The sequence below is a fragment of the Amycolatopsis sp. CA-230715 genome (assembly GCF_018736145.1).
Taxonomy (GTDB): Bacteria; Actinomycetota; Actinomycetes; order Mycobacteriales; family Pseudonocardiaceae; genus Amycolatopsis.
Map to the genome: position 1 here is coordinate 147,501 of NZ_CP059997.1, position 22,936 is coordinate 170,436.

General features: G+C 70.9%; 19 protein-coding genes and 1 pseudogene. 8 read left to right on the forward strand and 12 right to left on the reverse strand.

All coding sequences use genetic code 11. The features are described 5' to 3' along the window. Positions 1 to 159 precede the first annotated feature (159 nt). A pseudogene (locus tag HUW46_RS00680) lies at positions 160 to 999 on the forward strand (glycoside hydrolase family 16 protein); the annotation flags it as partial. A gap of 55 nt (positions 1,000 to 1,054) precedes the next feature. Here the strand turns inward: HUW46_RS00680 and HUW46_RS00685 are convergent. The 3 genes from HUW46_RS00685 to HUW46_RS00695 are packed head-to-tail and all read right to left on the reverse strand — an operon-like array spanning position 1,055 to position 3,263. After that, positions 1,055 to 1,534, reverse strand: a complete 480-nt coding sequence (locus tag HUW46_RS00685; RefSeq protein ID WP_331477212.1) for a cold-shock protein — start codon at positions 1,532 to 1,534, stop codon at positions 1,055 to 1,057. 37 nt (positions 1,535 to 1,571) lie between these two features. Continuing rightward, positions 1,572 to 2,483 (reverse strand): NBR1-Ig-like domain-containing protein, encoded by a 912-nt coding sequence (locus HUW46_RS00690; protein ID WP_254125663.1) that lies wholly within the window; start codon positions 2,481 to 2,483, stop codon positions 1,572 to 1,574. A gap of 60 nt (positions 2,484 to 2,543) precedes the next feature. Continuing rightward, positions 2,544 to 3,263, reverse strand: a complete 720-nt coding sequence (locus HUW46_RS00695) for an SDR family oxidoreductase (protein WP_215545398.1) — start codon at positions 3,261 to 3,263, stop codon at positions 2,544 to 2,546. 134 nt (positions 3,264 to 3,397) lie between these two features. On the opposite strand from HUW46_RS00695, the gene HUW46_RS00700 reads away from it, so the two are divergent. The 3 genes from HUW46_RS00700 to HUW46_RS00710 all read left to right on the forward strand — a co-directional run bounded on the left by HUW46_RS00700 (position 3,398) and on the right by HUW46_RS00710 (position 6,170). Beyond that, positions 3,398 to 4,528, forward strand: a complete 1,131-nt coding sequence (locus HUW46_RS00700) for a glycerate kinase (protein ID WP_215545399.1) — start codon at positions 3,398 to 3,400, stop codon at positions 4,526 to 4,528. Positions 4,529 to 4,541: 13 nt separating this feature from the next. Beyond that, positions 4,542 to 5,066 carry an Lrp/AsnC family transcriptional regulator gene (locus tag HUW46_RS00705; protein WP_215545400.1) on the forward strand — a complete coding sequence of 175 codons (525 nt, stop codon included), beginning with the start codon at positions 4,542 to 4,544 and terminating at the stop codon, positions 5,064 to 5,066. Positions 5,067 to 5,150: 84 nt separating this feature from the next. Continuing rightward, a complete protein-coding gene (locus HUW46_RS00710) occupies positions 5,151 to 6,170 on the forward strand; it encodes an LLM class F420-dependent oxidoreductase (RefSeq protein WP_215545401.1) in 1,020 nt (339 codons plus the stop codon). A gap of 13 nt (positions 6,171 to 6,183) precedes the next feature. On the opposite strand, the gene HUW46_RS00715 is transcribed toward HUW46_RS00710, so the two are convergent. From HUW46_RS00715 to HUW46_RS00735, 5 genes are all read right to left on the reverse strand, one after another. Then, complete coding sequence (locus HUW46_RS00715) at positions 6,184 to 6,894, reverse strand: MBL fold metallo-hydrolase (RefSeq protein ID WP_215545402.1); 711 nt, start codon at positions 6,892 to 6,894, stop codon at positions 6,184 to 6,186. A gap of 20 nt (positions 6,895 to 6,914) precedes the next feature. Further along, positions 6,915 to 7,655 carry a DUF427 domain-containing protein gene (locus HUW46_RS00720; protein ID WP_215545403.1) on the reverse strand — a complete coding sequence of 247 codons (741 nt, stop codon included), beginning with the start codon at positions 7,653 to 7,655 and terminating at the stop codon, positions 6,915 to 6,917. A 92-nt stretch (positions 7,656 to 7,747) separates the two neighbouring features. Continuing rightward, positions 7,748 to 10,294: a family 78 glycoside hydrolase catalytic domain gene (locus HUW46_RS00725; protein WP_254125665.1), complete on the reverse strand. Its 2,547-nt coding sequence runs from the start codon at positions 10,292 to 10,294 to the stop codon at positions 7,748 to 7,750. A 14-nt stretch (positions 10,295 to 10,308) separates the two neighbouring features. Further along, positions 10,309 to 11,661, reverse strand: a complete 1,353-nt coding sequence (locus tag HUW46_RS00730) for a vWA domain-containing protein (protein WP_215545405.1) — start codon at positions 11,659 to 11,661, stop codon at positions 10,309 to 10,311. Positions 11,662 to 11,663: 2 nt separating this feature from the next. After that, positions 11,664 to 12,545, reverse strand: a complete 882-nt coding sequence (locus tag HUW46_RS00735; RefSeq protein ID WP_254125667.1) for an AAA family ATPase — start codon at positions 12,543 to 12,545, stop codon at positions 11,664 to 11,666. A 109-nt stretch (positions 12,546 to 12,654) separates the two neighbouring features. On the opposite strand from HUW46_RS00735, the gene HUW46_RS00740 reads away from it, so the two are divergent. The 3 genes from HUW46_RS00740 to HUW46_RS00750 all read left to right on the forward strand — a co-directional run bounded on the left by HUW46_RS00740 (position 12,655) and on the right by HUW46_RS00750 (position 15,570). Beyond that, positions 12,655 to 13,128 carry an SRPBCC family protein gene (locus HUW46_RS00740; protein WP_215545407.1) on the forward strand — a complete coding sequence of 158 codons (474 nt, stop codon included), beginning with the start codon at positions 12,655 to 12,657 and terminating at the stop codon, positions 13,126 to 13,128. Between the two features lie 27 nt (positions 13,129 to 13,155). After that, entirely contained in the window at positions 13,156 to 15,177 is a 2,022-nt protein-coding gene (locus HUW46_RS00745) for an ATP-binding protein (RefSeq protein WP_215545408.1), read from the forward strand. A gap of 72 nt (positions 15,178 to 15,249) precedes the next feature. Next, complete coding sequence (locus HUW46_RS00750; protein WP_215545409.1) at positions 15,250 to 15,570, forward strand: hypothetical protein; 321 nt, start codon at positions 15,250 to 15,252, stop codon at positions 15,568 to 15,570. Between the two features lie 4 nt (positions 15,571 to 15,574). Here the strand turns inward: HUW46_RS00750 and HUW46_RS00755 are convergent, their stop codons facing one another. Then, positions 15,575 to 16,141, reverse strand: a complete 567-nt coding sequence (locus HUW46_RS00755; protein WP_215545410.1) for a TetR/AcrR family transcriptional regulator — start codon at positions 16,139 to 16,141, stop codon at positions 15,575 to 15,577. Between the two features lie 78 nt (positions 16,142 to 16,219). On the opposite strand from HUW46_RS00755, the gene HUW46_RS00760 reads away from it, so the two are divergent. Next, positions 16,220 to 17,074: an alpha/beta hydrolase gene (locus tag HUW46_RS00760; RefSeq protein ID WP_215545411.1), complete on the forward strand. Its 855-nt coding sequence runs from the start codon at positions 16,220 to 16,222 to the stop codon at positions 17,072 to 17,074. Between the two features lie 4 nt (positions 17,075 to 17,078). On the opposite strand, the gene recD2 is transcribed toward HUW46_RS00760, so the two are convergent. Genes recD2 through HUW46_RS00775 form a run of 3 tightly spaced genes read right to left on the reverse strand, consistent with a single transcriptional unit; the run spans position 17,079 to position 22,902 of the window. Continuing rightward, complete coding sequence (recD2, locus tag HUW46_RS00765; RefSeq protein ID WP_254125669.1) at positions 17,079 to 19,283, reverse strand: SF1B family DNA helicase RecD2; 2,205 nt, start codon at positions 19,281 to 19,283, stop codon at positions 17,079 to 17,081. Between the two features lie 44 nt (positions 19,284 to 19,327). Further along, on the reverse strand, positions 19,328 to 21,277 hold the full coding sequence (locus HUW46_RS00770; protein WP_215545413.1) for an aconitate hydratase: 1,950 nt from the start codon (positions 21,275 to 21,277) through the stop codon (positions 19,328 to 19,330). Positions 21,278 to 21,330: 53 nt separating this feature from the next. Then, positions 21,331 to 22,902 (reverse strand): alpha/beta hydrolase, encoded by a 1,572-nt coding sequence (locus HUW46_RS00775; RefSeq protein ID WP_215545414.1) that lies wholly within the window; start codon positions 22,900 to 22,902, stop codon positions 21,331 to 21,333. Positions 22,903 to 22,936: the final 34 nt, after the last annotated feature.

Below are 22,936 nucleotides of genomic sequence, written 5' to 3' on the forward strand. Positions count from 1 at the left end.
ACCATGCGGACCACCACGGTTACCCCAGATGGAGGTAGCCGACACGGTGGGTGAATCGCATACTTCGTTTGTTGTTGGTCGCAACAAACGAAAAGACAGAGGGTCCCCCACCGACCGGCACCCGATGTACCGGTCGACCACACGCGAGAGGTGACAACGATGTCGACCGCACGCACCCGAGGAGTTCGCAGCGCCGCCGCACTGGTCGCGGCCGCCGCGGCGGGCCTCGCGTTCACCAGCGCCCCCTCGGCGACCGCCATGATCCAGGCCCCCGGCGCGCCGCCGGCCCCGATGGCCACCTTCACCGACGACTTCGACGGCCCGGCGGGCAGCGGTGTCGACGGCTCGAAGTGGCAGCTCGAAACCGGTGACAACGTCAACAACCACGAGCGCCAGTACTACACCTCGGGCACGAACAACGCCGCGCTCGACGGCCAGGGCCACCTGGTGATCACCGCGAAGAAAGAGAACCCCGGCAACTACAACTGCTGGTACGGCCGCTGCGAGTACACCTCCGCGCGGCTCAACACCTCGGGCAAGTTCAGCTCGAACTACGGCCACTACGAGGCACGGATGAAGCTTCCCCGCGGGCAGGGCATGTGGCCCGCGTTCTGGATGCTCGGCGGCGGGAACTGGCCCGCCGACGGCGAGATCGACATCATGGAGAACGTCGGGTTCGAGCCGAACACCGTGCACGGCACGATCCACGGGCCCGGCTACTCCGGTTCCGGCGGCATCGGCGCGGGCTACAACGGCCCGAACTTCTCCGACGACTTCCACACCTACGCCGTCGACTGGTCACCGAACAAGATCACGTGGTCGGTGGACGGCAACACCTACCAGACCCGCACGCCCAACGACCTCAACGGCAACAAGTGGGTGTTCGACCACCCGTTCTTCTTGATCCTCAACCTCGCCGTCGGCGGCTACTGGCCCGGCGACCCGAACGGCAGCACGCAGTTCCCGCAGCAGCTCGTCATCGACTACGTGCACGTGTCGGGCTGAGCACGACCGTGCCGGGTGTCCGCTCGGGACACCCGGCACGGTTCGGGAGTCAGTTGGCGGAGTCGATCCAGCCGTGCCCGCGCGCGAACGACACCAGGCGCTGCCGCACCTGGACGATCTGGGCGCCGGTGAGCGTCGGCGCGGCGGTGAGGAGCGCTTCGGTCAGCTCCGCGGTGAACTCGGGAACCGACAGCACGTCGCACAGGCCGTCGTCGAACTCCGAGCGGTGTTCCGTGCGGGGCGCGACGGTACCGGCCGCGCGGGCGGGTGCGCCTTCGACCAGCGTCACCCCGGAGGCCTTGAGCCCGCGATCACCGTCCTCGACGGCGAACTCGACGATCGCGCCCGGCGCGATCAGGCGCTTGTCCACCTCGAGATCGTTCACGTGCATGAAGACGTCTTCGCCGCCGCCCTCCGGCGCCACGAACCCGTACCCGCGAACCTCGTCGAACCGAACGACTTTTCCGGTGACCACGAACCGCCCCGTCCTCGAAACCAGCAGCACGCCCACCGCGGGCGCTGGCGACACGGTACAACCGGCCCCAGCGGCGCACAACACGACGCACTCAGGCCGCGACGGTCACCAGGAAGTAGACCCCCCGCGCGGTGGGCAGCGTCTGCTTTCCCGCGGCGTCGACCATCTTCCAGTACACCTTGCAGGTGCCAGCGCCCTGCGGGTCGACCGGGACGGCGACCTGCACGGTGCGCCCCGGCTCCGTCGTGGGCACCGGCACCCGCGCGGGGGTGCGGCAGTCGGCGGTGGTTTCGCTGCCGCCGACGCGCTGGAGGTACCGGTCCACCCAGCGCACCGAACCGGTGTTCCGCAGCTCCCACACCTTCACGAACTGCTGTCCCCGCCGGACACCGGTGCCGTCCGGGACGCTCACGTCCCGCACGAACTCCGAGGCGTCCCCGGGAACCGGGTACACCTCCGCCGGGGGCGGTGCCGCGGGCTGTTCCTTGCCGTCGAAGGCGAAGAAGGCCACCCCGGCCGCGACGATGAGCACGACCACCACCACGACCGCGACCGTCACCAGCCGCCGCCGGTCGAGTGCCGCGGGGGCGGCGGCCGACGCGGGTTCGACCTCCGGCACGGATTCGGGCTCGGGCACCGACACCGAAGCGGACGCCGAGCCGGGCTCGGGTGCCCGCGCGGCCGCTTCCCGCGCCGCCGACCACCTCGCCCGCCAGTCGGCACGGACCACGGCTTCGTTGTCGCCCAGCCTGCTCACCGCGAGGCAGCGGACGAACTCCCAGGTGGTCTCCCAGGACGGGAGCTCGCGCCCGCGTGCCGCGGCGGAGAGCGCTGATCGGGACGCGGCCGCGCCCAGTTCGTCGCGCATCCTGTCGTACGAGGGGTCGCCAGCGGCGTCCTTCAGCTCCCACAGCCGGTGCGCGAACTCGGCGACCGGGCCGTCGGCCGGGTCCGGCCGCACCGCCCGCCGCCCGCGCTTGCCGTTCGACGGCACCCCGTCCACCTGCACCTCCGCGCTACCACGAGTCGCCTTTGTGTAGCACGGCCGTACCGGTGTCACCTCTCATGCCCCCGCCTCCCACTGGCGCTGCACCTCGGGGTAGATGAGCTCGTGCTCGCGGGGCAGCGCGGCCTTCATCTGCCGCGTCCGCTCGTCCGCCAGCACCTCCTCCTCGCCCGCTTCGACGGCGTCGAGCACCTGCGCGGCGATATCGGACGGCGCGTGCTTCCGGCCGGCGAACCCGGTGGCGAGCCTCGTGTCGATGAACGACGCGTGCACGCCGACCACCTGGGTGCCCTGCGCGCGCAGCTCCACGCGCACGCCGTTGGTGAGCGACCACAGCGCCGCCTTGGTGGTGCAGAAGGCCCCCATCGCGGGCACCGAGAAGAACGACACCACGGACAGCATGTTCACCAGCGCGCCGCCGCCGTTGCGCGCGAGCACCGGGGCGAACGCGCGGCACATCGCGAGCGTGCCGAAGTAGTTGGTCTCCATCAGCTCGCGCGCCCGAGCCGTCGACGGCTCGCCGATCAGCGGCGCGGCACCGGCGATCCCGGCGTTGTTGATCAGCAGTGCGACGTCGCCGCAGCGCCGCGCCGCCGCCTCGACCGAGGCCTCGTCGGTGATGTCGAGTTCCACCGGGGTGTGGCCGGTGACCGAGGCCGGGTCGCGCGCGGCGGCGTACACCGTGGCGGCGCCGCGCGCGGCCAGCTCGTCGGCGAATGCCTTGCCCAGCCCCCGGTTCGCCCCGGTCACCATCGTGACGGCGCCTTCGATCCGCATGTCCCAGTCCCCCTTGAGGTCGTCACTTCGAACCGAAGCCCGTTCTATCAGCGGGGTACGACAATCCCGATCGCGCCAGTACTGTGCCCGGGGAAGACACCGACCGGCGCCGCGACGGCGCGGAGAGGATCACGATGCCTTCGCACGTTCGGGTGGTCATCGCGCCGGACAAGTTCAAGGGGACGCTGCCCGCGGACGGGGTCGCCGCCGCGGTGGCGGCCGGGCTGCGGCGCACCCGGGACGACGGGCTCGAGATCGCGGAGTGCCCGATCGCCGACGGCGGCGACGGCACCGTCGCGGCGGCGGTCGCGGCCGGGTACCGCTTCGTGCCGGTCACCGCGACCGGGCCGACGGGCAAACCGGTGGAGACCGGGTTCGCCCGCGACGAGCGCACGGCGGTCGTCGAACTCGCGTCGGTGTCGGGCTTGAGCCTGCTCCCCGGCGGTGAGCTGGAACCGTTGACGGCGAACACGATCGGCGTCGGCGAGCTGATCAAGGCCGCGCTCGACGAAGGGTGCCGCCGGATCGTGCTGGGCGTCGGCGGGAGCGCGGGCACCGACGGGGGCGCCGGTCTCGTGCGCGCGCTCGGCGCCGGGCTGCTGGACGCGGACGGCGCGGAACTGGCACCGGGTGGTGCGGCGCTGCTTTCGCTGGCACGGCTCGACCTCGGCGGTTTCGATCCGCGGGTGCGCGAGGCGGAGTTCGTGATCGCGAGCGACGTCGACAACCCGCTGCTCGGCCCGCACGGCGCGGCGGCGGTCTACGGGCCGCAGAAGGGGGCCGACGACAACCAGGTGGGCCTCTTGGACGACGCGATGCGCCGGTGGTCCGGCGTCGTGGAATCCGCGCTGGGCGAACGGTTCGCGGACGCGCCGGGCGCGGGTGCCGCCGGCGGTACCGGGTTCGCCGCGCTGGCGCTGCTCGGCGCGCGGTTCCGGCCGGGGATCGACGTGGTGATGGAGCTGACCCGGTTCGCCGAGCTGCTGCCCGGTGCCGATCTGGTGATCACCGGCGAGGGCTCGCTCGACGAGCAGACGCTGCACGGCAAGGGGCCAGCCGGGATCGCGGCGGCCGCCGCGGCACGGGGAATCCCGGTGGTGGCGGTCGCGGGCCGCTCCGCGCTGTCGCGGCAAATGTTGCGGGAGAACGGTTTCTCCGCCGCCTACGCGCTGACCGACGTCGAACCGGACGTGGCGCGGTGCATGTCGGCCACGGCCGAGGTGCTCGAAGAACTCGCGGTGCGCGTAGGCGAGGACTGGCTCTAGCGGGAGGCACGCGATGGCGGGGAAGCCGAGGCTGAACGGTTCCTACAGCGGCCAGGACCGGCTTTTCGACGCGGTCAACCTCCGCCTGCTCGACGAACTGCACGACGATCCGCGCGTGTCGATGTCGGAGCTGGCCAGGCGGGTCGGGATGTCCGCCCCTGCCGTCACCGAACGCGTGCAACGGCTGGAACGCCTCGGCGTGATCGCCGGGTTCCGGATGGAACTCGACCCGGCGGCCCTGGGCATGCCGGTGACCGCGCTCGTCCGGATCCGCCCCGGTCCCGGCCAGCTCCCCAAGATCGTCGACGCCGCGCGGGACACCCCGCAGGTCACCGAATGCCACCGCGTCACCGGTGAGGACTGCTTCTTCCTCAAGGTCCACGCGCCGTCGATCGGCGACCTCGAGGAGACCCTCGACCGCTTCCTGCTGTTCGGCCAGACCACCACCTCCATCGTGGTGTCCTCCCCGGTCCCGGCCCGCCCGCTGCCGCTACCGCAGGAGACCGAGGAAAACCAGGGGCGTAAGCGGAAACGCTGATCCACCGTCGATTTCCAGGAAGATCGACGGCTGCGCCGACACGTTCGCATTCTCCCCGCGTCGCTGCCCTTCGATACTGCCCCGATGACAGCGACGACCACACCCCCGCACACCACCGGAGTTCGGTTCGGCGTGTTCGCGCCACAGGGATGGCGCCTCGACCTCACCGAGATCGACGATCCGGTCGGCCAGTTCGAAGCGATGAGCGCTGTCGCCCGCGCGGCCGACAGCGCGCACTGGGACTCGGTGTGGCTCTTCGACCACCTGCACACCGTCCCCCGCGTCACCCGCGAGTCCACCTTCGAATCCTGGATCACCACGGCCGCGCTGCTGCGCGACACCGAGAACGTCCACATCGGACAGATGGTGACCTGCAACGGCTACCGCAACCCCGCGCTGCTGGCGAAAATGGCCTCCACCGCGCACGTCGCCGGGCAAGGGCGCCTCTACACCGGCCTCGGCGCGGGCTGGTTCGAACACGAATGGCGCGCCTACGGCTACCGGTGGGCCCCGGTGCCGGAGCGGATGGCCGCGTTCTCCGAGGCGGTCGAACTCGTCCACCGGCTCTGGACCGAAGACGACGTCGTGTTCTCCGGACGGCACTACCGCGCCGACCGACCCGTCAACGAGCCGAAGGGCGCGCACGGCGGCCGTCCGCCGCTGTGGATCGGCGGCGCGGGTGAACAGGTCACCCTCCGGCTCGTCGCCCGGTACGCCGACGCCTGCAACCTCGGTCGCGGCGATCCCGACATCGTCCGGCACAAGCTCGCCGTCCTGCGCCGGCACTGCGACCGCGTCGGCAGGGACTTCGACACCATCACCAAGTCCACGTCGATCAGCGCGTTCCCCATCGACGACCGGACCGACGCCGAGCGGGCCACGAAGAAGGCACGCGGGCGACTCGGGCTCGAGCAGTTCCGCGAAAACGCGATCGCGGGCAGCCCACCCGACACCCGGTTCACCATCGGCACCACCACGGCGATCGCGAACTGGGTCGAGCAACTCCTCGAGGCCGGAATCGACTACGTGATCGTGTACATCCCCGGGGTCGCCTACGACCACGAACCACTGCACCGGTTCGCCGATGTCATCGGCCGGTTCTGATTCGCACGGCTTCCTAACCGCCGAACATCGCCTTCCACTCTTCGAGCGAACGCGGGCGGTAGACGAAGTTGTTCTCCTTCACCGAGGACAGCGCCGCCGACGGGGCCGCGGAGTACTGGTGCCCCGGGTAGACCACGGGATCGCCGTCGAGCCCGGCGAGCCACTGCAGGCTGCGGTACATGGCTTCGGGGTCGCCGCCGGGGAAGTCGGTGCGCCCGCAGCCGTCGAGGAACAGCGTGTCCCCGGCGACGAGGTTGCCGTCGACGAGGAAGCACTGGCTGCCGGGGGTGTGGCCGGGCGTGTGCAGCAGGCGGATGCCGATCGCGCCCACCTCGAGGAGGTCGTCGTGGTCGTGCGCGACGAGATCGGTGCCCGAGACCCCGGTCACCCTGCGGACCCATTCCGATTCGTTGCCGTTGACGTGCACCGGGACGCCGACTTTGCCGAGCAGTTCGGCGATCCCGGGCAGCGAGAACCCCATCATCTCGCCGCCGACGTGGTCGGGGTGGTGGTGGGTGGCGAGCACGCCGGTGAGCCGCATGCCGTCGGCTTCGATGACGTCGAGCAGGTCGCCGACTGCGTAGGCCGGGTCGACGAGGAGCGTCTCGCGGGTTTCCCGGTCACCGATCAGGTAGGCGAAGTTCACCATCTGGGTGGCGACCGGGTCCCCCACGGCGTAGTCGCGGCCGGAGAGCAGTTGCCGGAAGTACAGGCGATCGGACATGCGCCCACCCTACGGGCGGGTCAGCCGAAGTGCGTCTTCGGCCGTTCCTGCCGGACGCCGTCGACGAAGACGTCCGCGCGCTCGTCGAGGAAGGCGACGCGGCCCGCGATCTTCTGGCTTTCCGGGGCCGGATAACGGTAGTGCCACGCGATGTCGGTGTGCGTGGTGTCGCCGGTGCGGAACGTCCAGTACCGGGCGTCGCCCTTGTACGGGCACTGGGTCACCGTGTCGCTCGGCACCACGAGGTCCATCCTGACGTCGGTCTTCGGCAGGTAGTACCGCGTCGGCAGGCCGGTCTCGAACAGCAGCATCGGATTGTCGGATTCGGCGACCGTGACGCCGTCGAGTTCGATGCGCACGTGCCGGGAGGACGCGAGGATGTCCACGCGCGTATAGGGATTTCGCGGATGCACGAAGATTTCTTCGTCCTCCTCGAACCACGCGTCCATCGACGACCAGTCGAACCGGACGTGGTCACGCAGCTCCTCGATCGGCGAGTCCGGGTAGTCGAGCGCCGCGTCGGCGACCTCGCGCTCGCCAGCCCGCACCGTCCAGAGCCGGGCCACTCCCCTGCTCGGCGACCGCTTCGTCCGGTCCGTGGCGATCAGCACCCCGTCGGCCACGTCGGCGCGCGGCACGTAGTACGCGGGGTAGTACGGGAACTCCCACACCAGCAGCGGCGCGGTGGTGTCGGCGACGACCTGGCCGCCCAGTACGGCGCGGACGCGCTTGGCGCCGCGCTCGACGCGGATCCTGCTCATGACCCGTGCAACCCCGCGCCGCACCGCAGTATTTCCGCTCGGGAGGGGAAGGCGAGGCGGACGGCGGCCGCCTCGCCGCCGTCCAGGATAGGCTAAATCGTTTCAAGCCCGTCGGAGGAAAACGCGTACCGCCCGTGCGCTGCCTCGAAAACGCCCTCGCGCACCTGCTCGGCGGGGCCGTCCACGACGGCGTTGCGTCCCGGAACGTGCACTTCGGCGACCGCCCCGACCGGGACTTCGACCGCCAGCCGGAACCGCCCGCCCGTGCGCGACCACGCGACGGAAACCCGGCCGCGCACGGTGTCCACCGCGGTCTCGGCGCGCTCCAGCCCGGTCAGGGCGTCCGGCCGGACGAGGAAACGCGCGTACCCGTCTTCGACCGGCCGCAGCCCCGCGACGTGTTCGTACAGCCACCCGGTCACGGTTCCCTGGAAGTAGTGGTCGAGCGAACGGACGCCGGGGTCCCAGTGCTCCCACATCGTGTCGGCGCCGCGGTCGAACCAGTACCCCCAGCTCGGGTACGCCCGCTGGGTCGCGACCGCGTGCGCGAGCCCGGCGTGGCCGTGCGCGGTGAGCACGGGCAGCAGCACGCTGGTGCCGAGCGCGCCGGTGTTGAGGCGGTCGCCTCGCGCCCGGATGTCCGTGACGAGGCTCTCGACGACGGACGGCACCGCGTCGGCGGGGACCAGCCCGAAGGCGAGCGGGATCGCGTTCGACGCCTGCCGGTACTCGGGGTCCTCCGCGGTCCGGTAGTGGCCTTCGACGCGATCGAGGAATTCGGCGTTCAGCGCGTCTTTCAGGTCCGCGGCCGCGGACCGGTACCGCTCGGCGTCGTGCCCGAGCAGGTCGCCGAGTTCGGCGGCCAGCACGAGCCCCCGGTGCAGGTACGCGGACGCGGTGAGCCGGGTGTCCTCCGGCGGGATGCCCTGCGGGTAGCCGGGCGGGAGGTAGTCGCCGAGTTCCGTGGTCGCGACGCCGCCCGACAGGCGCGCCAGCTCCCAGTCGAGGTAGCGCACGAGCGCGTCCCAGTGCCGCCGGGCGGGGCGGTCGTCGCCGTACCAGCGGTGGAACTGCCGCAGCAGGTAAGGAAAAACGGTCGTCCACTCCGGAGCGGGGGCCAGCTCGGCGAAGCCCCAGCCGCCGCTCGGCACGATCACCGGCAGCCGTCCCGCCTCGTCCTGGCTGTCGGCGAGGTCGTCGATCCACTTGGCGAAGAACCGCGGGAGCGCGAAGGCGTGCGCCATGATCGGGGCGCCGAGCTGGGCGTCACCGGTCCACCCGTTCTTCTCGTACAGCGGCGTGTCGGTGGGGATGCCGTGCAGGTTGTTCGCCAGCGTGCGCCGCATCGCCGCGTCGAAGGTCTCGAACAGCGGCTCCGAACAGCGGAACCCGCTGTGCTCGGCGACCGCGCTGCGCACCACCCTCCCGATGACGCGGTCCGGTTTCGCGCCGCTGATCTGCACGTACCGGAACCCGTGGTAGGTGAACCGCGGCTCCCAGGTTTCCTCGCCGGTGCCCGCGCAGACGTACTCGTCCGTCTGCTTCCTGGTGCCCGAGACGAACCGGTTCTTCACTTCGACACCGCCGTCGGCGTCGAGCTTCTCGCCGTGCTTCAAGGTGACGACGGTGCCCGCGGGCGCGGTCACGGTGAGCCGGGTCCAGCCCGCCATCGTCCGTCCCATGTCGACGATCACGGAGTCGCCGTTTTCGGTCAGCGCAACCGGTTCCACGTCTTCGACCACTTCGATCGGTTCGTGCTGCTGCGCGCGGAGAACTCCCGCGGGCGCTTCGCGGAGTGCGGCCGCGGCCCACGCGCTGTCGTCGAAGCCGGGGCCGCTCCATCCCGGAGGGAGGAGCCTGGCGTCGAAGGTTTCCCCGGCGTACAAGGAATCCGAGCGGACCGGGCCCTCGGCGACGCTCCACGTCTCGTCGGTGCCGACGACGGTCCGCGTGCCGTCGGCGTGCTCGATCTCCAGGCGCGCCAGCAGTTTCGGCTCGTCGCGCCAGCGCGCGCGGTCCCAGTCCCACGCGTTCGGCACCGTCATCGCGTAGAAGCCGCGGCCGAGCATCGCCCCGATCGCGTTCTCCCCCGCCCGCAGCAGCTCCGTGACGTCGTGCACGGCGTACAGCACGGTCCGGTCGTACGCGGTGAACCCGGGATCGAGCACCTGGTCGCCGACCTTCTCGCCGTTGATTTCGACGTGGTAGTAGGCGAGGCCCGAGACGTACAGCCTGGCCCGCACGGCATCGGGTGCCGAGAAACCCTTGCGCAGCAAGGCCGAATCCGGCCCGCCGATCCACCGCGCGCCGAAGTCCCCGCCGAGCAGGCCGGTTTCCCACCACGAGGTTCCGCTCCACGGCGACACCGCCCCGTCGGCGTCCCACACCCGGACCCGCCAGAAGTAGCGGGTGCGCGGCGCGACGGGACCGGCGTAGGCGATGCCGACGGTGCGGGCCGATGCGACGCGGCCGGAATCCCACACGTCCGCCGCGCCCGGCTCGCTGCCGACGACCACCTGGTACGCCGTCTGCCGCGCGCCGTGCCCCGGCGCGGTGAGCGTCCAGGAGAGCCACGGGTCTTCGACGTCAGTGCCCAGCAGCGTGGGCGCGTACTCCACGGTGGTTGTGGCGACGAGCATGCCCGGTGCCCCTTTCAGGTCGGCAGGATCTTGGCGACGAGATCGGCGAGCTGGCGCGCGGTCCGGCATTCGTGCATCTCGACGACGGAGGCGTAGGCGTGCGCCGCGGAGTCCCCTGTGGACCAGAGCGCCTCGCGTTCGGGGTTGAGCCAGTAGGTGCGGCGGGCCCGCGCGCGGATCGCCTGTACCGCGGGCAGGTTCGGGTCACCGCCGTTGGTGCGGGCGTCGCCGAGGATCAGCACGGAGGTCTTCGGGCCGACCGCGTCGAGGTAGCGTTCGATGAACCCGCCGAGCGCGTGCCGGTAGTCGCTGTGACCGTCCCATGTGGACAGTTCGGCCTCGGCGGCGATCCGCTCGCCGAGCGCGGCCGGGTCGGTCTCTCCCCCGGTGACCAGGCGCGTGACCTCGTCGACGGTGTCGATGAAGGCGAACACTCGCACGCGCGAGAATTCTTCGGCCAAGGCCTGCACGAGCAGCATGGTGAAGTTCGCGAACCCGGCCACGGAGCCGGAAAGATCGCACAGCAGCACCAGTTCCGGGCGGCCGGGCCGCCGCACGCGGTAGGCGGGGCGCAGTGGCACGCCGCCGGTGCCGAGCGATCGGCGGAGCGTGCGCCGCAGGTCGACGCGGCCGCGGTTGGCCCGCCGCCGGCGCGCGGCGAGCCTGGCGGCGAGCTTGCGGGACAACGGCTGCACGGTGCGCCGCAGCTCGGCGAGCTGGGCCCGGCTCGCGAGCAGGAAGTCGACGCGGTCGGCGGGCGGGGCGATGGCGTGCTTCGCGACGCGGTCGCGCCCGCGGACCTCGGCCGTCCGGCGGCGCGCCTCGGTGCGGACGTTGTTCCGGAACGCCTCGACGCGCCGCCGCACCTCGTCGCGCCGGAACCGGTCGGTGAACTCCGGCTCGCCCGTCCGCATCGCGGCCATGACACCGGAAATGAGCGTCTGCGGCTGGAGCCGGTCGAGTGCCTGGTGCGCGGAGAACCCGCCGCCGCCCGCCGCCTGTCCGTAGTTGCCGAGCAGATCGACCGCGACACCCGCGAGCCGCGCCATGGCGGCTTCGTCCCCGGCGGCCAGCGCCGAGGCCAGTTCCTCGCGCAGTGCCGCGAGATCGAATTCGCGCTCCCGCGCGCTTTCGGGGACTCCCGCGCCGAGCGGGAAGAACAGGTCGAAGGTCGCGTCGAACACCGCGCGCTGCCCGCCGCGGCGGATGAGCGCGGCGGCGAGCCCTTCCCGCACCCGCTCGCGGTCGTCGAGGCCGAGCACTTCGAGCGCGGCCGCCGCGTCGACGGTCTCGCTGGGCCCCGCCTGGACGCCGTGCTCGCGCAGCGCGCGCACGAACTCGACCAGCCGATCCGGGAGGTCGCCCATGCTCAGCCGCCGAGGACGCGGTCGAGCTCCAGCCGGTCGGCCGCCTTCGTCACGTCGTCCTGGTGCTTGAGGATCACGCCGAGGCTGTCGCGCACCACGGTTTCGTCGAGCGTGTCGGCGCCGAGCGCGAGCAGCGTGCGGGCCCAGTCGATGGTCTCCGAGACCGAAGGTGCCTTGCGCAGCTCCATCGCCCGCAGCTCGCCGATGACCTTGATCAGCGCGGTGGCCAAAGAGGCGTCCAGCTCCGGCACCCTGCTCAGCACGATCCGGCGTTCCAGTTCGGCGTCCGGGAAGTCGATGTGCAGGAACAGGCAGCGGCGGCGCAGCGCCTCGGACAGCTCGCGCGTCGCGTTGGAGGTCAGCACGACGAACGGGCGCGTGCTCGCGGTGATGGTGCCCAGTTCGGGGACGGTGACCTGGAAGTCGCCGAGCACTTCGAGCAGCAGGCCTTCGATCTCGACGTCGGCCTTGTCGGTTTCGTCGACGAGCAGCACCGTCGGCTCGTCACCGGAGATCGCGGTGAGCAGCGGGCGCCGGAGCAGGAACTCCTCGCCGAAGATGTCCGTCCGCGCCGCCTCCCACCCCTCGTCACGGCCCGCGGTGATCCGCAGGAGCTGCTTGGCGTGGTTCCACTCGTACAGCGCGCGGGCCTCGTCGATGCCTTCGTAGCACTGGAGCCGGACGAGCCTGGCCTCGCGGACCTTAGCGACCGCGTTCGCCAGCTCGGTCTTGCCGACCCCGGCCGGGCCCTCGACCAGCAGCGGCTTGCCGAGGCGATCGGCGAGGTAGACGGTGGTGGCGACCGCGGTGGAGGCGAGGTAGCCCACCTCCGCCAGGCTCGCCGTCACGTCGTCCACCGACGTGAAGAACCCGGTCTGCGTCACGAGCCGCCCCTCCCGGAAAAAGTTGTCATCCGGCTCCGATTGTGCGGGATGGCCGCCCCGGCCCGCCGTGCGACTCCGATCACAGCGGCGGCGTGCCAGACTTCGGGACATGACGGAACAGTTCGAAGTGCGGCGGCGGATCGCGGCACCACCCTCGGCCGTGTTCGCGCTGCTGTGCGATCCAGCCGGGCACGTGGCGATCGACAGCTCCGGGATGCTGCAGTCCGCCGACGGCGCGCCGGTGCGGGCGGTCGGCGACGAGTTCGTCGTGCACATGGACCGCGAGGCGCTCGGCGACCTGCCCATGGGCCGGTACGACGTCACCGTGATCATCACGCGGTTCGAACCGGACCGGGAGATCGAATGGACGATCTCGGGCACCGTCCAGCCACCGATCCGGCACCTCTACGGGTACCGGCTGGAACCGAGCGAGCACGGCACGCTCGTCACGTCCTATTACGACTGGAGCCAGATCGAGGAGCGCTACCGCGACAAGGGCATCTTCCCGGTCATCCCGGAAGCCGCGCTGCGCGCCACGCTCGGGATCCTCGCGCGCACGGTCGAACGGCCCGTGTCGCGCTGAAGACGCGGGTCCGAGAGGATCGCCGTCATGAACGAGCCCACCCGGCGGGCGGGCGCCGCCCGGCCCCGGTCGATGGCCGACCGGGTGCGGCGGCTCCGCCGCCAGGGTTTCGTCGGCAGAGTGCCGGAGCGCCGCACTTTCTCCTCGGCGCTGCGCGGTGGTCCCGACGACCCGCGCCTGGTGCTGCTGCACGGTCCCGGCGGGATCGGGAAGTCGGCGTTGCTGCGGCGGCTGGCCGACGACGCCGAGGAACTCGGCCGCACCGCGGTGTGGGTGCACGGGGAGTACGCCGGGTCGTCGGCCACGGCGTTCGCCGAAGCGGCGGCGCCGGTGTGGGACGCCGACCAGCCGGTACTGCTGGTCGACGGGTTCGAGCATTGCCAGGTCCTGGAAACCTGGCTGCGGGAGGATTTCCTGCCCACGGTGCCGGAGGACGCGGTCGTGGTGGTGGCGGGGCGGCGGCGTCCTGATCCACAGTGGACGCTCGATCCCGGCTGGCGCCGCGTCACGCGGGCGATCGCGCTGCGGCCGTTGACCCCCTGGGAAGCGACACACCTGCTCGACGACCGGGGCGTACCGGATTCCCTGCACGCGGCGGTGAACCGGTTCGCCGGCGGGCATCCGCTGGCGCTGTGCCTCGCGGCCGAGGTCGCGCTCGGCGACGACGCGACGTGGGAGCCGGGCCCGGACGTCATCGAGACCCTGCTGGCGCGCGTGATCGACCGGGTGCCGTCGGCGGCGCACGAGTACGGGCTGCGCGTGTGCGGCCACGTCCGGCACGTCACGGCCGATCTGCTGCGGACCGGTCTCGACGAGCGGGACGCGCTCGCCGTGTTCGGCTGGCTCGCCGAATTGCCTTACGTGGAAACGGGAAAACACGGTCTGGTCGCGCACGAACAGGTCCGCGAGGCACTCGACGCCTCGTTCCGCTGGCGCGATCCCACCGCCTACGCCGAGTTGCACGTGCGCCTGTGGCGGCATCTGAGCGAGCGGGTGACGACCGCTTCGGAGGACACCGCGACGGCGGTGGCCGCCGAGCGCCTCTACCTCTACCGGTACGGCGCGCACGGCCTCAGCAACCCGTTCGAACCTCCGCCGACCGAGAACCTGTTCGAACGGCAGTACACGCCGGATCTGCGGGCGGAGGTGCTTCGCCTGGCACGCGACGATCAGGGCGAGCGCGGCGCGCGGCTGGTGGCCTACTGGCTCGATCGGCAACCCGGGGCGTTCTCCGTCTACTGCCGCGCGGACGACCTGGCCCCGGTGGGCTTCTTCGCCGGGCTGCGCCTCGGCCCGGACTTCGACGACTGGGCGCGCGATCCCGCGCTGGCGCCCGTGCGCGAGCACCTCGACCGCACCGAGCGGATGGCGCCCGGCCAGTACGTCGTGGTCGCCCGGTTCATGGTGCCGACGCCGTCCGACGAAACCCGCCTGTACGAAGCGACCGGGGTGCACCTGCACACCGCGCACATCACCTCCGCGAACCTGCGGGAACAGGGCGGTCTCGTCGCCAGTTTCGTGGTGGCCACCTACATCGACGTCCTCGCCCCCGGGCTCGAGCTGTTCGGTTACCGGCTGGCCCGTGCGGTGCCGGAGCTCGGGGACCAGCGGTGGGGCGTCGTCGTGCACGACTGGCGGGGGCTCCCGCTGACGGAATGGCTCGACCGGATCAGCGCCGCGTTCGGCTGGACGAGTCAGGGCTCCGGCGCGCCACCGGCGATGCCGCGGCGGGGGTTCGACGAGGCCGTCAAGCAGGCGCTGCTCGACTGGCACGACGACGGCGCGATCGCCGCGAACCCGCTGACCCGGTTGTACGGCGACGCCCTGCGCGCGACCGTCACCGACGCCGTCGACGCGCTCCGCGAGGATCCCCGGTCCGTCAAGCACCAGCGCGTCGTGCGGGCCACCTACTTCGACCGCCGCACCACGCAAGAAGCCGCGGCGGCCCGGCTCGGGCTTCCGTACGGCACCTACCGACGCCACCTCCGAACCGGAGTGCAGGAGCTTTGCGACGCGCTGTGGGACCGCCAGGCCACCGGAACGTCCTGAACCGGCCAGCGGCTGCCCTCCCCGGAGGTCCCCGCCCTACGATGCCGACAAGTCCGGCTTCGGAGGAAAAACGTGGGCTACCGAGAACGCCGCATCGCACTGATCGCCGACCGGGCCGCACCGCACCTGGAGCCCGGCGAACGGATCCAGACCGGGTTCATCGCGCAGACCGGTTCATGGATCTTCACCGCGCGCGTGTGGACGTTCGTGGCCACCGACCGCGCGATCCTGATCGTGGGACGCGGCGAGGCGCGACGACTCCCCCGCGACCACCGATTCGGCGAACCGACCGGGATGTACCACAAGATCGAGCTGGACCGCACGTACAAAGTGCACCGGCAGTACTTCCCCGAGATCATCGCCGCCGACGAGGCGCTGCGCGACATGCGGTGAACGACTAGCCCTTGCTCATGCGCAGGATCAGGGCGACCGCGTCCTCCGAGCGGGCTCCCGGAGTCAGCACTTCCCGCAGGAGCAGGCCGCGAATCGCGGCAACGGTGACGGTGGCCGTGGTCAGCGCTTCCTCGGCGCCGAGCCCTTCGCGTTCCGCGAGCGAGGCCAGCATCCTGGTCAGGTCGTCGAGCGAGTCGATGAACTCGCGGAAGTCCTCCGGGCGGTACGCGGCCAGTCCCACGACGTGGAAGAAGCCGCGAACCCGCGACAGCTGCTCCGGGCGGGTGTAGGTCCGCCAGATCGCCGCCACGAGGTCGTCGAAGGTGCCCTGGTGCGCGGCCTCGAAAAGCGCTTCGTTGTCCCGGGATCGCTGCGCCTTGAGCATGGCCGCCAAGACGCCAGGGAGCGACCCGAAGTGATAGCGCAGGAGGGCGTGGCTGGTCTCGGTCCGGGCGGCGATCTCGCGCAGCGACACCTCCGGTGCGGGAAGGGCCTCGCCGAAGGCGTCGAGAAGCCGAGCCAGCAGACGCTCGCGCGCGTCGCCCTTGCCTTCCGTGCTTGACAAGATCACTCCCGCAGTTTATCCATTGGAAAAGACAGCCAACTCCGTTGTCGCCGTCCAAGCCGGACGTGTTGTGAAGGATCTCCGATGAGCACCATGTGGAACGGCTGCCTCGCCGACACCGACTACTTCGAACCGCGTTCCAGCGGTGGACACGACTACGGCGTCTGGGTCACCACGCCACCGGGCTACGACCCCGCCACGACGCGAGCGCCTGTCGTGTACGTGCTCGACGGCAATTGGACCGTGGGCATGACGGCGCCGCTCATCGTGACCCAGCGGGACCCCATGCAGCGGATCCAGCCCTACGTCCAAGTCAGCGTCGGCTACGCGGGCGAACAAGCTCAGCACTGGGCGCGGCTGCGCAACCGAGACCTCGTGCCACCCGGCGAGCCCGTCGCCGAGGAGTTCATCGATGCCGTGGAAATGGGAGTGCGAACGGGCGCGATGACACGCGAGGAAGCCGACGCCTACCTCGCCGAATTACGCGACACCCGCGCCGACGCGTTCCTGGACTTCCTCACCGCGGAACTGCACCCGCGGATCGAACGCGACTACGGCACGGCCGCGAGCGGTCACGGCCTCTTCGGCTACTCCTACGGCGGACTTTTCACCCTCTATGCCTGGCTCACCGGCAACACGCTCTTCGAGAGCATCGGCGCGGGCAGCCCCGGCGTCGCCAGTGTGGACAGTCAGATCTTCGCCCAACTCCGGGAACTGGGCGACAGCAAGCCCTCCGCGAAGCTTCACGTGACCTTCAACGAGCAAGAGCTGCTCGGAAACCTGCCCATCTACCAGAACATCACGAAGCACACGGCCACCGTCCTGCACAACCTCACCTCGCGCGGCGAAACCGTCACCAGCGCGATCCTGCGCGAAACGCACGTGACCGGCCTGCAGGCCTCGTTCCTCAGCTACCTCAGGACCTGCCGCGCCGGGTAAAGCACTAGTCCTTCAGCCGGAAGTCCAGTGCGGTGTGGCGGCGTCCCGCGCCGACGGTCCGCACCGCCTGCCCGATCGCCTTCTTCGACCCGACGAGCACCACGAGCCGCTTCGCACGCGTGACCGCGGTGTAGAGCAGGTTGCGCTGCAACATCATCCACGCGCTCGTGGTCACCGGGATCACCACGCACGGGTATTCGCTGCCCTGCGAACGGTGGATGCTCACCGCGTACGCGTGCGTCAGCTCGTCCAGTTCCGCGAACTCGTAGTCGACATCCTCGTCGTCATCCGTGCGCACCACCAGTTTCTGCTCTTCCAGCCGGACATCGACGACCACGCCCTGGGTGCCGTTGAACACCCCGTTCGCGCCCTTGTCGTAGTTGTTGCGCATCTGCGTGACCTTGTCGCCTGGCCGGAACACGCGCCCGCCGAAACGGCGTTCCGGCACGCCGTCGCGCGAAGGCGTCAGCGCTTCCTGCAGCCCGAGGTTGAGCGCCCCCGCCCCCGCCGCGCCCCGGTGCATCGGCGCCAGCACCTGGACGTCGCGGCGCGGGTTCAGGCCGAACTTGGCCGGGATCCGCCGCGCCACCACGTCCACCGTCAGCTTCGCCGCGTCCTCGGCGTCGTCGACGCTGAACAGGAAGAAGTCGTCCAGCCCCTGGACCCGCGGGTAGTCACCGGCGTTGATCCGGTGCGCGTTCGTCACCACGCCGGATTCGGTGGCCTGCCGGAAGATCCGGTTCAGCCGCACGTGCGGGATCGGCGTCCCGGTCGCGAGCAGATCGCGCAGCACCTCACCGGCCCCGACCGACGGAAGCTGGTCGACGTCGCCGACGAGCAGCACGTGCGTGCCGGGGGCGATCGCCTTTGCGAGCTTGTTCGCCAGCAGCAGGTCCAGCATGGACGCTTCGTCGACCACCACGAGATCCGCTTCGAGCGGCCGGTCCTTGTCGTAGGCGGCGTCCCCGCCCGGTTTCAGCTCCAGCAGCCGGTGCACGGTCGCCGCCTCGTGCCCGGTCAGCTCGGTGAGCCGCTTCGCCGCGCGCCCGGTCGGCGCGGCGAGCACCACCTTCGCCCGCTTCGCCTTCGCCAGCTCCACAATGGACCGGACCGTGAAGCTCTTGCCGCAGCCGGGACCGCCGGTCAGCACGGACACGCGTTCGGTCAGCGCGAGCTTGACCGCGGCCTCCTGCTCGGGCGCCAGCTCGGCGCCGGTGGTCTTCGCGAGCCAGGCGAGCGCCTTCGTCCAGTCGACCTCGGCGAACGCGGGCATCCGGTCCGCCGAGGTGCGCAGCAGGCGCGTGAGCTGGTTCGCGAGCGCGATTTCGGCGCGGTGGAAGGGAACCAGGTAGATCGCGCGCACATCCTCCCCGTCCCCGCCGGGGATCCGGTCGGCGACGACACCCTCCTCGTCGACGAGTTCGGCGAGGCAGTCGATCACCAGCCCGGCGTCGACGATGAGAATCTTGATCGCCTCGGCGATCAGCTCGGTGTCCGGCAGGAAGCAGTGCCCGTTGCCGGTGGCCTCGGACAGCGTGAACTGAAGGCCCGCTTTGATCCGCTGTGGGCTGTCGTGCGGGATGCCGACGGCCTTCGCGATGGTGTCGGCGGTCTTGAACCCGATGCCCCACACGTCACCGGCGAGCCGGTACGGCTCGGTGCGCACGATTTCGATCGCGGTGTCGGCGTACTGCTTGTAGATCCGCACGGCGAGCGACGTCGACACACCGACGCCCTGCAGGAAGACCATCACCTCCTTGATGGCCTTCTGCTCCTCCCACGCCGCGGCGATCAGCTTCGTCCGCTTCGGCCCGAGGTTCGGCACCTCGATGAGCCGGTCGGGGGTCTGCTCGATGACGTCGAGCGCGTCGACGCCGAAGAAGTCCACGATCCGTTCCGCGAGCTTCGGCCCGATGCCCTTGATCAGTCCCGAGCCGAGGTAGCGGCGGACGCCCTGCACCGTCGCGGGCAGCACGGTGGTGTAGTCCTCGACGTGGAACTGCTTGCCGTACTGCGGATGTGAACCCCAGCGGCCGCGCATCTTCAGCGCCTCGCCCGGCTGCGCGCCGAGCAGCGAGCCGACCACCGTCACCAGGTCGCCGCCGCGGCCGGTGTCCACGCGCGCGACGGTGTAGCCGGTCTCCTCGTTGGCGAAGGTGATCCGCTCGAGCGTCGCCTCCAGCAGCGCTCCCCGAACCGGCTCCGTCACGACGGCCATCTTGCCCCGGCGCCGCCGGAGCCCGCCACCAGGCCTCAGGACCGGGCGAGCAGCGGGATCCGGCCGCCCGCGAGCACCGCTTCCACCTGGCGTTCCGAAAGGCGATGGCGCAGGCGGTACTCCTCGCCCTTCGTGGTGTCGCGGAGGGTGATCTCCGTGCGGGAACCGAGGTCCCGCAGGTCTTCCAGCACGAGGGTGTCGCCGTCGTCGATACGGTCGTAGTCTTCGTGCTCGGTGAACTCGAGCGCCAGCACGCCGAAGTTCGCGAGGTTCTGCCAGTGGATGCGCGCGAACGACTTCGCCACCACCGCGCGGAGGCCGAGGTGGCGCGTGGTGATCGCGGCGTGTTCGCGTGACGAGCCCTGGCCGTAGTTCTCCCCCGCGACGATGAAATGCCCCGACCCGTCCGCGATCTCGCGCGCCTTCGCCGGGTAGTCCTCGTCGACCGGGGTGAAGGTGAACTCGGCGAGCTTCGGCACGTTCGACCGGAACGGCAGCGCCCTCGCGCCCGCGGGCGAGATCTCGTCGGTGGAGACGTTGTCGCCGAGCTTGAGCAGCACCGGCGCCTCGATCCGGCCGGGCAGTGCCGGGAAGTCCGGCAGCGAGGAGATGTTGGGGCCCTTCACCAATTCCTCGTCGCGAGCCCGTTCCGGCGGCAGCGGCGGCATCAGCATCTTGGTGTTCACCGTCGCCTCGGCGGGCAACGCGAGCACCGGGTACGCGAGCCCGGCCTCGGCGGCGAAGTCGCGCGGATCGGTCAGGACGCCCGTCAACGCAGAGGCCGCCGCCGTCTCCGGCGAGCACAGCCACACCGAGTCCTCCTTGGTCCCCGACCGGCCGGGGAAGTTGCGCGGGAAGGTGCGCAGCGAGTTCCGTCCCTTCGCGGGCGCCTGCCCCATTCCGATGCAGCCCATGCATCCCGACTGGTGGATCCGCGCGCCCGCCGTCACAAGATCCGTGGTGGCGCCCATCTTCGTGAGATCCGCGAAGATCTCGCGCGACGACGGGTTGACGTCGAAGCTGACGCCGTCGCTGGTCTGCCTTCCCCGCACCATCGCGGCCGCGATCGCGAAGTCGCGCAGCCCGGGGTTCGCCGAGGAGCCGAGCACGACCTGGCTGATCGGAGTTCCCGCGACCTCGCGCACCGGCACCACGTTGTCCGGAGCGGACGGTCGCGCGACCAGAGGCTCCACAGTGGACAGATCGATTTCGTCCTCGTGGTCGTAGGCGGCGTTCTCGTCCGCGGCCAGTGCGCGGAAATCGTCCTCCCTGCCTTCGGCGGCGAGGAATTCGCGCACGGCGTCGTCGGCGGGGAACACGGTCGCGGTCGCGCCCAGCTCGGCGCCCATGTTCGCGATCACGTGCCGGTCCATCGCGGTGAGCGTGGCGAGACCGGGCCCGTGGTACTCGATGATCCGGTTGAGCCCGCCCTTCACGCCGTGGCGCCGCAGCATTTCCAGCACGACGTCCTTCGCCGACACCCAGTCCGGGAGCCGTCCGGTCAACCGGACGCCCCAGATCTCCGGCATCCGCAGGTACAGCGGCTCCCCCGCGATGGCCATGGCGACTTCGAGCCCGCCGACGCCGATCGCGAGCATGCCGAGCGAACCCGCGGCGCAGGTGTGGGAGTCCGAGCCGATCATCGTCTTGCCGGGCACCCCGAACCGCTGCATGTGCGTCGGGTGCGAAACCCCGTTGCCCGCCTTGGAGAACCACAGGCCGTAGCGGCGGCAGGCCGAGCGGAGGAACTCGTGGTCCTCGGCGTTCTTTTCGTCGGCCTGCAGCAGGTTGTGGTCGACGTACTGCGCGCTCAGCTCGGTGCGGGCGCGATCGAGCCCGAGCGCCTCGAGCTCCTGCATGACGAGCGTGCCGGTGGCGTCCTGGGTGAGGGTCTGGTCGACGCGCAGCGCGATCTCCTCGCCCGCCACCGGCTCCCCCGCCACCAGGTGCTCGGTGATCAGCTGGTCCGCGACGGTCGAAGCCATGACAACACCTCCCCGGCACGGGTACCCGGCTGGAGAGGCGCTCAATCCGTTCCTCAGGCGGGCGCGCGCTGCGGCTCGGCCGCCGCGGTGCCCGACGGTCCCGGCACCGGGTGCCCGGCGATCGTGGTGTCCGACGGCGGGAGCTGGCCCGTGGTCAGGTACGCGGCGCCGAGCTGCTGCGCGCGGTCGTTGGTGTACCCGATCGGGTTTGCGAACACGCAGTGCTTCCCCGAATCGCGCTCGGTCACCAGCACGGAGCCGGGAAGCGCCTTGTGCAGCTTCACCGCGCCCGCGTACGGCGTGGCCGGGTCGCCGACGGAGTTGAACATCAGGATCTTCGGCATGCCCTTGCCGGTGACCGGTGCCCGCGTCCCGTGCGGCACCGGCCAGCTCGCGCACGCCGCACCGCTGGTGAACGTGTTGTACCAGGCGAACTGCGAGCTCTTCGCGACCGCGGCGGTGTCCCGTTCGTACACGGCGTGGTCGGCCGGCCATGCGGAGTCCGCGCAGATCACCGACTGGAACGCCGAGGTCTTCTGCACCCCTGCGGCGGTGGCGTCCGGCGAAGCCATCCCGACGAGCGCGCTGTCGTCGTGCTTGACCGCGTAGTCGGACAGCGCGCGGCCGAGGTCCTCCCAGCCGACCTCCGCGAACATCACGTTGAACGCCAGTCCCAGTAGTTCGTTCACGCCGACGGAACCGTGCGGGTGTGCGCGGAAGTCCTCGAGCGCGGCGTTCCACGCCTTCGTGGTCTCGGCCGCGCTGCCGCCGAGGTGGAACACCGAGTCGTACTTCGCCACCCAGGTGAGCCAGTCGGTCACGCGCTTCTGCACGGCGGGCGGCTGCGTCAGCCCCGCCTGGTACCACAGGTCCTCTGGCTCCGGGTTGACGTTGCCGTCGAGGATCATCCGGTCGATCTTCGGCCCGAACAGCTCGCCGTAGACCGCGCCGAGGTAGGTGCCGTAGGAGAAGCCGAGGTAGCTCAGCTTGCGCTCGCCCATCTTCTCGCGGACGAGGTCCATGTCCTTCGCGACGTTCACCGTGCCGAGGTGCGGCAGCACGGCGCCCGCCTTCGCCTGGCACCCGGCGGCGAACTTCGTCCACGTCTGCCACAGCTTTTCCTGGCCCGCCGTGGCGTCGGGATCCGGTTGCGGGCCGCCGAAGTAGCCGGGATCGACGCACGCGAACGGCGAGCTGTGCCCGACGCCGCGCGGGTCCATGCCGATGATGTCGTACGAGTCGAGCACGCTCGGCGGCAGCCGGGTCGCCCCCTTGCCGTCCGGTTTCGTCAGCTTCCCGACGTAGGAGGCGGCACCCGCGCCGGGGCCACCGGGGTTGACGAAGAGCGCGCCGCGCCGTTTCGCCGGGTCCCGCGCGGGCACCTTCGAGACCAGCAGCGTGAGCTGCCCCTTCTCCGGTGCGGCGTAGTCCAGCGGGACCTGCACGCTCGCACAGGTCATACCGGGGTACGGCGTGGCGAGATCACCGGGGCAGGCGTCGAACGACAGCGAAGGCTTCGGTGTCGCCTCCGCCGGTGCGACCGTCGTCGCCAGCGTCGTCCCCAGCGCCGCGGCCAGCACGGCCGTGCGGAACTTGTGCATGCGCTCCCCCAGTGCGGTGGTCATCTCGGATCGGGTGGCCGTTCGCAGGTTATCGACG

Excerpts from the sequence above, each read along its gene's own strand:
- HUW46_RS00695 (WP_215545398.1), bottom strand. The coding sequence starts at position 3,263 with ATGCGGATCGAAGGCGCCGTCACGATGGTGACCGGGGCGAACCGGGGG.
- HUW46_RS00700 (WP_215545399.1), top strand. The coding sequence starts at position 3,398 with ATGCCTTCGCACGTTCGGGTGGTCATCGCGCCGGACAAGTTCAAGGGG.
- HUW46_RS00705 (WP_215545400.1), top strand. The coding sequence starts at position 4,542 with ATGGCGGGGAAGCCGAGGCTGAACGGTTCCTACAGCGGCCAGGACCGG.
- HUW46_RS00710 (WP_215545401.1), top strand. The coding sequence starts at position 5,151 with ATGACAGCGACGACCACACCCCCGCACACCACCGGAGTTCGGTTCGGC.
- HUW46_RS00715 (WP_215545402.1), bottom strand. The coding sequence starts at position 6,894 with ATGTCCGATCGCCTGTACTTCCGGCAACTGCTCTCCGGCCGCGACTAC.
- HUW46_RS00720 (WP_215545403.1), bottom strand. The coding sequence starts at position 7,655 with ATGAGCAGGATCCGCGTCGAGCGCGGCGCCAAGCGCGTCCGCGCCGTA.
- HUW46_RS00725 (WP_254125665.1), bottom strand. The coding sequence starts at position 10,294 with ATGCTCGTCGCCACAACCACCGTGGAGTACGCGCCCACGCTGCTGGGC.
- HUW46_RS00730 (WP_215545405.1), bottom strand. The coding sequence starts at position 11,661 with ATGGGCGACCTCCCGGATCGGCTGGTCGAGTTCGTGCGCGCGCTGCGC.
- HUW46_RS00740 (WP_215545407.1), top strand. The coding sequence starts at position 12,655 with ATGACGGAACAGTTCGAAGTGCGGCGGCGGATCGCGGCACCACCCTCG.
- HUW46_RS00745 (WP_215545408.1), top strand. The coding sequence starts at position 13,156 with ATGAACGAGCCCACCCGGCGGGCGGGCGCCGCCCGGCCCCGGTCGATG.
- HUW46_RS00760 (WP_215545411.1), top strand. The coding sequence starts at position 16,220 with ATGAGCACCATGTGGAACGGCTGCCTCGCCGACACCGACTACTTCGAA.
- HUW46_RS00770 (WP_215545413.1), bottom strand. The coding sequence starts at position 21,277 with ATGGCTTCGACCGTCGCGGACCAGCTGATCACCGAGCACCTGGTGGCG.
- HUW46_RS00775 (WP_215545414.1), bottom strand. The coding sequence starts at position 22,902 with ATGACCACCGCACTGGGGGAGCGCATGCACAAGTTCCGCACGGCCGTG.